Source organism: Paenibacillus sp. VMFN-D1 (assembly GCF_003386155.1).
Classification (GTDB): Bacteria; Bacillota; Bacilli; order Paenibacillales; family Paenibacillaceae; genus Paenibacillus_AQ; species Paenibacillus_AQ favisporus.
Genome location: NZ_QRDU01000001.1, coordinates 2,253,112 through 2,265,809 on the forward strand (window position 1 = coordinate 2,253,112; position 12,698 = coordinate 2,265,809).

Annotated in this window: 12 protein-coding genes and 1 riboswitch; of the genes, 2 read left to right on the plus strand and 10 right to left on the minus strand. The window is 54.2% G+C overall.

What is annotated here, in order from left to right:
• Positions 1 to 79: 79 nt before the first annotated feature.
• Positions 80 to 952, minus strand: coding sequence for a sugar phosphate isomerase/epimerase family protein (locus C7820_RS10330; protein WP_089546936.1), 873 nt, complete (start codon positions 950 to 952; stop codon positions 80 to 82).
• Between the two features lie 24 nt (positions 953 to 976).
• Positions 977 to 2,260: an alpha-L-fucosidase gene (locus C7820_RS10335; RefSeq protein ID WP_076166985.1), complete on the minus strand. Its 1,284-nt coding sequence runs from the start codon at positions 2,258 to 2,260 to the stop codon at positions 977 to 979.
• 262 nt (positions 2,261 to 2,522) lie between these two features.
• Here C7820_RS10335 and C7820_RS10340 point away from each other — a divergent pair, with 262 nt between their 5' ends.
• Positions 2,523 to 2,921, plus strand: a complete 399-nt coding sequence (locus tag C7820_RS10340; protein WP_076166990.1) for a GyrI-like domain-containing protein — start codon at positions 2,523 to 2,525, stop codon at positions 2,919 to 2,921.
• Positions 2,922 to 3,019: 98 nt separating this feature from the next.
• On the opposite strand, the gene C7820_RS10345 is transcribed toward C7820_RS10340, so the two are convergent.
• From C7820_RS10345 to C7820_RS10370, 6 genes are all read right to left on the minus strand, one after another.
• Positions 3,020 to 4,528: a carboxylesterase/lipase family protein gene (locus C7820_RS10345; protein WP_258875197.1), complete on the minus strand. Its 1,509-nt coding sequence runs from the start codon at positions 4,526 to 4,528 to the stop codon at positions 3,020 to 3,022.
• 185 nt (positions 4,529 to 4,713) lie between these two features.
• On the minus strand, positions 4,714 to 5,529 hold the full coding sequence (thiD, locus tag C7820_RS10350) for a bifunctional hydroxymethylpyrimidine kinase/phosphomethylpyrimidine kinase (RefSeq protein ID WP_116230873.1): 816 nt from the start codon (positions 5,527 to 5,529) through the stop codon (positions 4,714 to 4,716).
• A complete protein-coding gene (gene thiM / locus C7820_RS10355) occupies positions 5,526 to 6,374 on the minus strand; it encodes a hydroxyethylthiazole kinase (protein ID WP_397334115.1) in 849 nt (282 codons plus the stop codon). The genes thiD and thiM overlap by 4 nt, the downstream gene beginning before the upstream one ends.
• A complete protein-coding gene (tenA, locus tag C7820_RS10360; protein WP_116230874.1) occupies positions 6,371 to 7,069 on the minus strand; it encodes a thiaminase II in 699 nt (232 codons plus the stop codon). Before tenA ends, thiM begins: the two co-directional genes overlap by 4 nt.
• A gap of 139 nt (positions 7,070 to 7,208) precedes the next feature.
• A riboswitch (TPP riboswitch) is annotated at positions 7,209 to 7,313 on the minus strand.
• A gap of 134 nt (positions 7,314 to 7,447) precedes the next feature.
• A complete protein-coding gene (locus C7820_RS10365; RefSeq protein WP_145020736.1) occupies positions 7,448 to 7,774 on the minus strand; it encodes a YrdB family protein in 327 nt (108 codons plus the stop codon).
• 101 nt (positions 7,775 to 7,875) lie between these two features.
• Entirely contained in the window at positions 7,876 to 8,598 is a 723-nt protein-coding gene (locus C7820_RS10370) for a class I SAM-dependent methyltransferase (RefSeq protein ID WP_116230876.1), read from the minus strand.
• Between the two features lie 151 nt (positions 8,599 to 8,749).
• On the opposite strand from C7820_RS10370, the gene C7820_RS10375 reads away from it, so the two are divergent.
• Positions 8,750 to 9,076, plus strand: a complete 327-nt coding sequence (locus C7820_RS10375) for a hypothetical protein (RefSeq protein ID WP_116230877.1) — start codon at positions 8,750 to 8,752, stop codon at positions 9,074 to 9,076.
• A gap of 175 nt (positions 9,077 to 9,251) precedes the next feature.
• Here C7820_RS10375 and C7820_RS10380 read toward each other — a convergent pair whose 3' ends face one another.
• Entirely contained in the window at positions 9,252 to 10,811 is a 1,560-nt protein-coding gene (locus tag C7820_RS10380; RefSeq protein ID WP_116230878.1) for a response regulator, read from the minus strand.
• Positions 10,789 to 12,693 (minus strand): cache domain-containing sensor histidine kinase, encoded by a 1,905-nt coding sequence (locus C7820_RS10385; protein WP_116230879.1) that lies wholly within the window; start codon positions 12,691 to 12,693, stop codon positions 10,789 to 10,791. Before C7820_RS10385 ends, C7820_RS10380 begins: the two co-directional genes overlap by 23 nt.
• Positions 12,694 to 12,698: the final 5 nt, after the last annotated feature.

The following is a 12,698-nucleotide window of genomic DNA, read 5'->3' on the forward strand; positions in this document are numbered from 1 at the left end:
CCTCCAAGTAAAAGATTATGTTTCTGCAAAAAACAAGGCTGCCGGGCAGGCCCGGCAGCCGCTTCCCTATCGAAGTGATTTAGACTTCGTCCCAGATCCGCTTCAGGTTTTCAAGGCCAAGCTTCGTGCCTTCCCGGCACTCCTCCATGCCCTCGAACTCCAGCGTAATGTATCCGTCGTAGCCGGATTCCTTGATCAAACGGAGCACCCGCCGTACGTCGATATCGCCCTGCCCGAAGATAGCTCCCCGCAAATAATTGCCGTGCGAGGTGAGGAACCAGGCGCCGCCTCCCGGATTTTGGTCCGCCGGACGGATATAGAAGTCCTTTACGTGCACAAGCGATGCGTAGGGGAGATTCCGTTTGACGCCGACAAGCGGCTGCTCATCGACGCAGAGGAAGTTGCCGATATCGAGCGTCGTTTTGAAATTAGGACGGTCCACGGCCTGCAGCACGCGCTGAACGCGGTCACTGGCCTGAACGCTCATGCCATGATTCTCTACGGTGGTCGTGATGCCGAACCCTGCTGCATAATCGGCGATCCGCCGGCAGCCTTCGACGATCTGGTCCAGGTTGGCTTCGAGATAATCGATGCCCCGCTTCTCCGGCGGCAGCGTAAATGCTGTCACGTCATGACGCATATGCTTCATGCCCAATCGGTGAACGGTGTCCACATGCCGCTTGATGCGTTCAATTTCCTCTTCAAAGGCTTCCGGCGTATCCTGCACGAAGTTGGCCGGCATCGAATAATTGGACAGCTCGATTCCTTTGGCAGCGGCCCGCTCACGAACCGCATCGGCCAGCTCAGGCTGATCCTCCAGCGTAAAACCGTACGGCACGATCTCCATATGTTCCCCGCCCTGCTCCGCAATCCAGTCGATGACGTCCAGTACGGTCATCTCTCCCGCCTTAATCGCTTGCAAAAGGCTGTATGTACTTACTCCAGGCTTCATTCGCGTAATCCCTCCGGTCTGTTGTTAAATTTCTTCCGTCAGCTCCAGTTCGATGACCGTATCCAGTTCATCCGGCAGATCGCCGCCGGCCAGGTGAATAAACGCGCCGCTGTCCGTATCCGAATATTGATCGGCCATCCAAGGCGTTTCCACGTGCAGCTCGCTGCCGTCCGACAGCAGGCGGGCCTTCTTGATCTTCCCCTTCAGACCCTGGAAGTAGATCGGGCCGATGCCGCGGTCAAAAATATGGGCGTACAGCTTATTGCCTTTTTGCGTATACCGCCCCCACTCCGGCTTGGGAAGTGCCGCAATCCCGCAGCCGTAAATGCTGTCCCCGTTCCGGCGCAGCCATTCACCGACAACGGACAAAATGGCCAGGGACTCCTTCGGAATTTCCCCTTTGGCGTCCGGTCCGACGTTCAGGAGCAAATTGCCGTTTTTGCTGACGCATTCCACCAGCGCACGGATGACCTGTCTCGGAGACTTATAGTTTTTGTCCGTCGCATGGTAGCCCCAATGGTCGTTTAGAGTGATACAAGCCTCCCACGGAATCGGCTCGCCCAGGTCATTCACGATGCCGCGCGGCGGAATAATCTGCTCAGGCGAGAAGAAGTCGCCCGCGTATTCCTCCGGCTCCGCCGCCATAATATTGCCGCCCAAGCGGTTGTCGATGACGATGTCCGGCTGCAGGGAGCGGATCATCCGGATCAACTCGGTGGCGCGCCACTTTTCGCCGGTCATATCATCATATGAGAAATCGAACCACATAATATCGATTTTTCCGTAGTTGGTCAGCAGTTCCCGGACCTGTCCGTGCATATACTCCAAATACCGGTCGAATTGCTCCTCCCGGTTCTTGTACGATTCTTCCGCACGCATCGGGTGCTGGCGGTCGCCGAAGGCAGGATAATCCGAATGGTACCAATCGATCAACGAATAATAGAAACCGACCTGCAGCCCCTCTTCGCGAAACGCATCGACATACTCGCGGATCAGATCTCTTCCAGCGGGCGTATTCGTTGCTTTGTAATCCGTCAGCTCGCTGTCAAACAAGCAGAAGCCGTCGTGATGCTTGGTCGTCAGCACGGCGTAGCGCTGTCCGGCCGCTTTGGCCGCCTTGGCCCATGCACGCGGATCATACAGAGTCGGATTAAACTCCTCAAAATAGGCTTGGTACTGTTCATTCGTGATGCGCTCCTGGCTCCGTACCCATTCGCCTCTGGCCGGAATCGCATACAATCCCCAATGAATAAACAGGCCAAAGCGGTCGTTCATTAATGTTGCCGTTCTTTCAAAACGCGGATTCATGCCCTATTCGCCCTCCAATAGCTGTTTTCTTGTCTTGTGCCGCAGCAAAATTCGGCAGCGTTGCTTACTGCACTGCCGGACGGCACTCCCTTATTCTTCGTTCCGGCATCCGGGATACCCTTTTATTCAAAATCGCTTTTTTCGCACGAAATCTAGTCATCCTAAATGGTTAAAATTTGAAAAATACAAACAAACGTTCTATAATGAATGAAACAAACGCCTTGAATGAAACCGAATCGATACGGAAAGCGGAGGGAAATCCATGAAACTGCACCTGATCAACAGCACGCGGACGAATAATTTTAATGACCCCGGCATGATGGGAAAAATCCAGGCCATTTGGAACGAAGCCTCGGACAAGGTTGAGCGTCATCGCGACATGATATACGGTATTTATTATGATTATGAAAGTAATTACAAGGGAGACTATTCGTTAAGCGTCGCAACCGAGAATCACCCAGGCGATACTTGGATAGAAATCCCGGATGACGCGACGTACGAGGTTTTTACGGTAGACACCGCTGATGAAATGGGCATCGTGAAAACGTGGAGAAGCATCTGGGAGAAAGAAGAAGCAGGGGCGTTACGCCGGGCCTATACCTATGATTATGAGAAATACCACCCCGGCGGAGAAATAGAAATTTACATAGCCGTAAAGTAACCAAACCGCTAAGTAACGAAGAGTAATGAATACGTCATGGTTTATGAAAAAAAGGTCACACCTGGATTACCAGGCGTGACCTTTTGACATAAGGGAGCTTAAGTTGTTCTTCCGTTAGACCCGCCGGTCAGCATCCGCCGTTTGTCCGCGTCCGGATCACGGGTAACCGCGCTGTCTGCACCGAACACCATCGTCCAGCGTTCCTCCGCATCGTACGCAGGCCACAGCAGAGAAGGCGTTGAGGGCTGTCCGCGCTTGGCAAAAGACGTCCAGGCCTCCTGCATGCGTTCCGCCACGCTCCTCATCTCTTCGTTCACCGGCATACCTGCGCCTGCAAGCAAGTCGAGATTGTTAAACACAAACGGAATTTCGGCGGAATGAAAGGCCGTTCCCAGCAGCGGATCGCCCGGCACCATCGCATAATCGTAACGGTACATCCATACCGATGCATGCGGCAGCTGGGCTTCTGCGAACTGAAGGGCTGACCTCCAGAAGAACAGCTCGGTCATCGCCTGGCGCTGCCCCTCCACGGTGGCCGGATATGCTTCGATCCAGCTCGCCGCTTCCTTCGATCCGGTCACCGCTGTATACGCCCGGGCGTTTTGTTCCTTAGTCAGCATCGGCATGCCTTCCGGTATAAAAAGCGCCCCCTCATCCCGGTTCGTACCAATGATGATCTCGATGCCAGCCGCGGAACCGGAGGCTACCGCTTCCAAAGGCGTGACGGGCAGCAGCTTCCCGTCGACGACGGGTTGGAACAGCATGACGGCACTCGCTCCCGCCGCCTGTTTTAACTCGTCTGCCGCTCTTAAGATCTCCTCGGCCGGCACTTCTTGCAGCCGCTCCAGCTGATCCTCCGGAATGCCAAGGATATCCAGCAGTCCCTTCGTAAGCAGCCTGCCATGGGAGTCCGAGATCGCCTGAGAAGCCCCGCTCTGCATAATCGCCCGGGTGAACAAGCCTTGGGCTGCAGGCATTGCGAGCAGCGCCGCGATGCTCATACTTCCCGCCGACTCACCAAATACGGTCACCTGCTGTGGATCTCCGCCGAAAGCGGCGATGTTGTGCTTCACCCAGCGCAGCGCTTCGATTTGGTCCAGCAGACCGGCGTTGCTTACATAACCGTCTTCGAACTCGCCGGAAAATGGGGAAAAATGCGTAAAACCGAGAGGACCCAGCCGGTAGCTGAGGTTGACGACAATTAAGCCTCCCCGGCGCGCCAGCTCGGAGCCGTCATAAATGGGCAATCCGCCGCCGCCCGTCACGAAGGCGCCGCCATGGATCCACACCATGACCGGAAGCGGCTGCGGTGCCGGCTCGTCAGGGGCCCACACATTGACGTACAGGCAGTCCTCAGACTGCGGGATCTGATCCCGTTTCAGTCTAAAAGCGCCACCCGTAGGGTTGACGCGCTGCGGGGCAAGCGGTACCGTCATGTCCCCGGATCTGACGCCTGCCCATGGCCGTGCAGGAAGCGGTTTCCGGAAACGCCGCTCGCCGACGGGGGGCTCGGCGTAAGGAATCGCCTTCCAGGTCCGGACGCCGTTCTGAACATATCCTTGAATCAGGCCATTATGAGTACGGATGAGGAGTTGGTCCAATTTCATTAACATCCTTTCTAGCGTTGGAATCGTTCTACCATTGTAACACTAAAAATTGGACAAAGCCTAACCGAAGCTCGGTGCAAAAAGCCATCAATCGACGACCATTTAAGGAAGCTAGCGCCAAGAAAAAAACCTGTCTATATAGACAGGTGCTAATCGCTTGTGGTGCAGACAAATATCGACTGCCTTTATCTTGCCGCCCCTTCCTTTTGGCTGCGGTAGGCCCAATGATTCGTCGGACCGCTCCCGCCGCCAATACCGAGCGAGTTCTCGATGGCCGCCTGGATGAATTCACGGGCCGTCCGTACGGCCTCGTTGACCGGGTTCCCTTTAGCCAGCTCAGCGGCGATCGCAGCCGAGAAGGTACATCCCGTTCCATGCGTATGACGCGTGTCAATCCGGCTTCCTTCCAGGGTCGAGAAGGATTCTCCGTCGAAAGTGAGATCAACCGCCTTGTCAGACGATTCGTCATGTCCGCCCTTGATTACAACCATCGCCGGACCGTAAGCCGCGATGCGGTAGGCTGCCTCGCAGCGTTCCTCCATCGACCGGATCGCCATCCCCGCGAGCACTTCCGCCTCCGGAATGTTGGGCGTGACGACAGCAGCCAGCGGCAGCAGCTTGTTCTTCAGCGCGTCAACCGCGTCCTGCTGCAGCAGCCGCGCGCAGCCTTTGGCGACCATAACCGGGTCGACGACCACATTCCTCCAGCCAAAAGCGGCTATACGTCCTGCGACGGCCTCAATAATATCCGCGCTGAACAGCATACCGGTTTTGACCGCATCCACGCCGAGGTCGGTGCCCACGGCATCCATTTGTTCGGCTGCCGCAGCCGCAGGAAGCGGATATACACCTTGTACTCCGAGTGTGTTTTGAACGGTAATGGCTGTAATGGCCGACATACCGAATACGCCGAGCTCCTGGAACGTTTTGATATCCGCCTGGATGCCTGCTCCGCCGCCGCTGTCAGAACCGGCTACCGTCAATGCTTTCGGGATGCTCATTGCACAAATCCCCTTCCTGCCGACTCCAGAAGAGCGGTAATGGTTCCTTCCTCCAGCGGGTGGCGGTCCATCACAGACAACGCGTCGAGGAAAGCGATTTGGAAGCTTCCCGGCCCCTCCATGCCTGCCCGCTCAAATGCCCGAACGGCCGCTTCACCGTAGTAAGCCAAGGCGGCCGCGCCGGCGGACAGCAGATCGGGTTCGACCGCTCCAAAAGCGGCGATCACCGATGTCAGCAAGCAGCCGGTCCCCGTGACTTGGGTCAGCATCGGATGTCCGCCCCGGATCAAGTATCCCCTCGTTCCGTCGGTGATTACATCTTCTTGCCCGGTAATGGCGACGAGCGTCCCCAGATGGTGTGCCGCCCGTGCCGCCAAGTCGGCGGGAGCGGAGTTCCCGGCCTCCCCTGCGTCGACGCCTTTTATCGCGCCGGATTCACCAATGAGATGGGCAACCTCCGCTGCGTTGCCCCGAACCAGTGACACGCGGACCTCGCGCAAAATCCACAGCGCAGCCTCCGTGCGAAATGCGGTTGCTCCCGCGCCGACGGGGTCCAGGAACACCGGAACGCCATGATCATTCGCCGATCGGCCGGCGCTGATCGCCGCTTCCACCAATTCGCTGCTCAGCGTTCCAAGATTCAGGACGACGGCTTGGGCGACCCGAGCCATATCGGCCACCTCCTCTTTGGCATAGGCCATAACCGGGGAGGCGCCAAGGGCAAGCAGGCCGTTGGCCGTAAAGTTGGTCACGACCACATTCGTCATGTTGTGAATGAGCGGACGCTGCTCTTTTATCCGTAAAGGAAGCTGGATGAGTCCGGACGGAAACATATCGGCGGTCATCGTCCCACCCCTTCCGCTGCAGCCAGGGAAACCGGCCAATCCTCAAGCGTAAACGCCATATCCCAGAACATGTACTCCAGCTGACAGCTGGTCAGAAAATGCTCCATCAGCCGTTTTTTTCTTGCGGGAGGCAGACCCTCCGCCCATTCGTCGAGCAGCCGCCGCAGCTGTACCGTCACGCCGCTTTCCCGGTCCCCGTAAAAGTGCATCCATTCATAAAACGGATGGGATTTCTCCGGCTGGACTTCCTCCAGCAGACGTTGGCCGATTTCCGTATAGGTCCACGGGCAAGGTAACAGCGCAGCTACAATATCCTCAAGTCCCCCTTCGTGGGCGACGTTCAGCATATGCCGGATGTAATGATTGGCCGATGGAGCCAGCGGATAGCCTTGCAGTTCCTCATATGCAACACCAGCAACATCACAAAAGTTTTGGTGGGGATGCGTTTCGCTGTTCAAAATAAACGAAATCTGTTCGTTGAAAAGCGCGGTCGTCTGCCGGCAATCGCATCGGGATATGGCAATGCCATAGATCCGGATGTAGGCGTTCAAGTATTCAAAATCCTGCTTCACATAGTGAATCAGCTGCTCCTTGGACAAGGTACCTTCCGCAATTCCCCGTACAAACGGATGCTTGAAGATCGCTTGATAAATGGGATCTGCCGCGTGTCTCAATTCTTCGGTAAACCGGGCCATGATCATGCACCTCCGTTAATTTTGACGAAAATCGCATGTCGGGGCGCGGGGAAGCCAACACAAAAAAGCCGCCCCGAAATGGAGCGGCCGCTATTTGCAGTGTCATCCTGAATGTATCTCATCAAGAAAGATGCGTATGTATAGGCCTGCTCCACTTCCCTCCGCCGGTATTAACCGGATCAGGTTCAAAGGGTCCAAGCGATCACTTGTCTCAGCTGCCTCCGCAGCTCCCCTAGTGGATTTTCGTATGATATTTTACAAGTTCATGATTAACTGTAGCTCTGTTCGCCGGTGTTGTCAAACAAAAAAAGCTGCTGGCGGGATACCGGGAAAAAGCTTGTCGATCGTTTAAGCGGATCTCCTTCCACCTTCAAGTGTTTATCTTTTCAACGCGTAAGAAAGGATCATCTCGACGATGACGACAGCGGCATAAATGACGGCGGCCGTTCGATAACCCGATCCGTACAGCGCAGCCGCGGCCAGACCGAATACGATCAGCTGCAGCACAGCCCGGACGGGAAGCGTCACCGGGAAGGTCGCTTTCGGTGCGACATACATGCCCCAAAAAACAGCAACAACGACCGGCGAACCTATTCCTGCCACGATACGGATCCACAAGGCGGTATCCAGTTTAAATCCCCACAGGCAAAAGGCTGCCAGTGCGCACAGCTCCATTAGAAAAAAGATAAGGTCGATCACAATCATTGCCAAACCCTCCATTTTGGGCCGGTCAGGGCCTTTGGAATGAAGCCATTCTCAGTAAAATTATGCCGATTGTTTCTTGCCTACCGCGGCGACTCTTCCTCTCACTCCGGCTTGTGGGCTTTCACAATTAAAAAATGCGGGTGATGCAGAATCCGCTGGTAGAAGTCGGCCGACTCCGGCTGCCGCTCCAGAAACTCGGGAACTGGCCTTGGTTCGACAAGCCGGTCCATTACAAACCAGTTTGACGTCATATTGACGATTTCCTGCAGGGGTCTGCGGAAGAACGTCACTTCAACGCTGCCTGCCTCTTTCTTCGTCCACCGGTCTACTAGCAGCTCCCGTACAAAATAATCCGGTCTCTTAAAAACGGTAAAGTCCATAAACGGATGATGCACCGAAAACAAAAACGTTCCTCCAGGCTTCAATACCCGCTGAAACTCACGGAACAAAGGATCCCAGTCTTCGATGTAATGCAGCGTTAGCGAACTGAGAATCAAGTCGAACTTATCGGCTCCGTATGGCAGCGGTTCATTTAGATCATGAACTTGAATCTCCGCTTGACTGCCGATTCTCCGTTTGGCCGCCTCCACCATATCGGGACTGAAATCGATCGCCGATACCGATGCGCCCCGGGAAACGAACTGCTCGGTATACCATCCTGCGGCGCAGCCTGCATCAAGGGCATGGAGGCCGGACATATCCGTTGGCAGCAGCTCCAGCATGGCCGGACGCTCGTAGTATGCGTTGGCGCCGCTGTCCGAATCCGTATGCAGTTCATAGTCCTTGGCGAGCTTGTTATAAGCCTCGAGCACCCTCTCTTTCATGCAACCACCTCCGTAGACTCGCTATTCTCCACCATATTATACCAACCAACAGAAAGGTTGGATATAAATAAACCAGCTTTATGTAAGCTGTGCAGAACTTAGTTGCGGCAGGATGCGTTATTAATGACAAGAACAAGTTTGAAGGCGGGGAATGTCTTTGTTAAAAAGCGTTTCTTTTTGGCTCACGTTATTTGCAATCCTTACCTGCATTTTGGATTCTTCCGGCCAGGGCATGGCCAACATCATACTGATCCGGCTAAATCCCTTGCTTGAAGCCTTGCTGCATGACCCAGTGTATTCGGGCTGGCTGTCCGATAAACACGCTTTCGTAACGAACAGCTACTTTATCCCCTTACGGTTCCCGGCGTATCTTCTCTCCATCGTCATGGCAATCATCATCGGGGCGGCGATTGATCTCCTCATTTACGGGATAAAGCGTGGATTGGCTCGCCGTGGCCATCCGAGGTCGACATTATGACCCCTAAATTCCGGTTTGAATGCTTAGCATCACGACTCCTCATTGCTCGTCCAGTAACGCTAAAAGGCTGCCTCTCGGCAGCCTTTTACGCTTGATTTATTGGCGTCCAACGGAATTCACGCCTCTGAAGGGCAATGCCTTCTGCTACAGGATGCTTGTCGTTCCGGCCCTTGGTTCACCTCCGCCTTAGCGCCTCCTGCTGCGAGCGGTATTCGAGCGGCGCAACGCCCTCCATTTCCTTAAAGACCTTGGTAAAATGCTTCACGTTCTCGAACCCGGCCCGCTCACTGATTTCGTACACTTTCAGGTCCGTGCTGCCGAGCAGCTCCTTGGCCTTACGGATCCGCAGCTTCCGCAAGTAGCTGACAAACGTCTCCCCCGTATACTCCTTGAAAGCTTGACTGAAATACGAATAATTCAATGAGACGTGATTGGAAACGACGGCCATATTCAAATTTTCATGAAAATGCTCCTCGATATAGACGATGGCCCGCTGAATCTCGCTCTGGTCAAAATGCATCGACCGCATCCGTTTCACATAATCGCTCAGCAGGAAGAGCAGGCCCTCCAAACTATGGAAATAATCATGAAAATGGTTGAAGTTATACAGATTCCCCACCTGCTTGTGGAGTTTTAAAATGTCGACGGATTCCTCGCCATAGGTTTGAAACACTTGGTCGAATACATGCTCGTTAAAAGCCTGGCTGATCCCTTCCAGATACCCAATATCATATTGAAGAATCGTCCGGATATCGAAAATATGCTGCAGCAGCCGGCTCAGCTCGGCATCCCGATCCAATCCGAGCAGGTTGGCCGTCTTCCGGATGTCTTCCACCGGGATGCGGTAATCCGTCCGTTTGCCGGACAGTTCAGTGCTCCGAATGAGTCCCGGCATGTTTTGGAACAAAAAGTACTTCAACGCCCGGCCGGCCTGCTGGTAAGCTTTCTTCACCTCCCCTGCTCCCGTGATCCGTTCGCTGATGCCGGCCCGGATGGCGCTGGACGACTGGCGGTTGATTTCCTCTCCCAGCCGGTTGAACGGAGCAGCGGTGTCGGTAAACATTACGAGTTTGCCGTCTTTGTCATAAAAACGGATATAACGTTCACCCGGCCGCCAGCCGATCATCTGGTCCACATAAGTGGTGAACTCATCCCAGCCGGCTTCCCGGTAGCGTTCCGGAACGAGGACCAGCGCGGCGTATCCGCCCGCATCCAGCCAATCCAGTCCCGCCTGAAGGACCACATCCCGAATGGCGCGCTCGTCCATGCCTTCCTGCAAAAACAAATACTGCAGCCGGCTCACCGCATAATTTTCCTTCAGCGCCTTCGTTCCGCGCAGCTGATCGGCGATTTCCCCCTTGCGGATGCGCTCTTCGTCAAGGCGCCGCAGCGTCCGGAACAGCTCGTCACGAACGATCGGCTTCAGCAAGTATTCCTTCACATTGCAGCGGATCGCCGCTTTAGCATACTGGAAGTCGTCATGACCGCTTAGAATAACCAGATCCGGCCGCGCCTCCTGATCCTGTATACGGTTAATGAGCTCGATTCCGTCCATCACCGGCATGCGGATGTCGGTAATGACCAGGTCCATTTCCGTCTCGTCCATGACTTGAAGCGCCTGCTCCCCATTCGCGGCAAAGTACAGTGCGTAGTCGTCGCCGAATTCGCGGCGAATCATCGCTTTCAGGCCATCCCGGATATTTTTCTCATCATCAACGATTAGCAGATTGCACATGGGCAGGCACACCTCCCGCTAGAATTAGATAAGGCAGCGTCATCGTGACTCGCGTAAAACTTCCTTCGGTGCTCTCCACCCGGATCCCGTGCGACTTCCCGTAAAACATAACGATACGCTGATCGACGTTTCGCAGTCCGATGCCGCTGCTTTCCCCGTCGTTCAGCTCCTTCCGCATTTGCTGATAGTCCGCGTCTTCCAGCCGGATCATCAGGTTGATCTTCTTCAGTTTGGATTCGGGAATCCCGTCGCCATTGTCACAGACCTCGATAATGATGCTGTCCCCCGATACATAAGCATGGATAGCGATTTCCAGCTTTTCGCCCTCGGAACGGGAACCCATCCCATGCTTAACAGCGTTTTCGACGATGGGCTGGAGCGACATCTTCAGCACTTCCTGTTCCATATGGACCGGCGGAACGTTGATGTTCAGCACCAGATTGTTGTCGTAGCGTATGTTCATGATGGCGATGTAGTTTTGGATATGCTCCAGTTCATCCCTCAGCCGCACATGGTTGCTGGTCCACTGCAGGTTGTAGCGCATCATACGTCCGAGTGAGGTGAGCGCATCGGAAATCGTGTATTGGCCCTCAATTTCGGCAAGCATCTTTAAGTTTTCGAGAGTATTGTACAGAAAATGGGAGTCAATCTGGTTTTTGAGCGACTTCAGCTCCGCTTCCTTGGTTGCCGCCTGGCGGTTCACTGCGTCGACGATCAGCTCATTCATCCGTTTGAGCATCTGACGGAAATGATGCGCCAATTCTCCGATCTCATCCATACTCGTGATGTTAATTTCGAAATTAAAGTCGCCTTTGCGTACTTTTTTCATCGAATCGCGCAAAATATTCAGCTTTTTCAAAATCAAGGAATGCAGGATATAGGACGTGGCCGACAGCAGGGCTATCAGAATAATCGTCGCAATGATAATCGTATTCCGCCGTTTGCTGACGTCCGACAAAGCACTTTTTAGCGAAACGACGTTGAACAGATAGCTGTCCAGCGGCTCCATATCGCTCGGAATGCACAAATATGGCGTCCCGTTATAGGTAAAGGTAAATTCGTGGTCCGTCTTCTTGCCATGCTTGGCGAACTCGGCCATGATCGTTTCGACGGGGAGCGTTTGCATCAGGCTCAGGGACGGGTTGGTAAACGCCTTACCCTCCCGGTTCACCACGATCATTTGCGAGCTTGTATCCTGTACGCTGCTGAAGGTTTTCATAAAAAAGTTGTTCAGCTCCATCGTCACCTCCAGGATGCCGTTATGCTTATCGTTCGGATATTTGATCTCGCGCAGCAGCGTAACAAAATCGCCGACCTGGTCGCTGGCCACCGTGCTGTTCTTGATTACGTCCTTATTCGTCGCGCTGATCTCCCACCAGACCAGTCCGTTGCGCCGAAGAACCGTCTGGTACCAGGGCTTGTTCTTGATCCGGGATTCTTTGAAAATAACCGGCCAAAACTCTCTTACGTTCGGGTTTTCCGAATACAGCCGGATGTTGGCGATGTTCGGATTGTTAAACAGATAATACTGAAAGCTGGAGAACGTCTTCATCTTAAAATCGATCAAATCGGCCGTATCCAGCTCCTCCCGGCTCTGCAGATACTCATTGATCTCGCTGTTGGAGATGGCCAGCTGGGCCGTCCGTTCCATCACCTGCATGTTGTTGGCCACATTCGTTTTCTCGATCTCCAGAATATATTGGTTTTTCTTGGTCAAATCTTTGATCGTATTCAGGTATACCCCGTTGAATAAATACCAGGAAACCAGGGTGATCGGGATCAAAATAATACAGATAAACGATAGGATCAGCTTCAATTGAATCGGCATCCGGCCGATGGCGGTCGACAGCCTGGCCATTCGATTCCGGGCAAGTTTGATCATAGCCG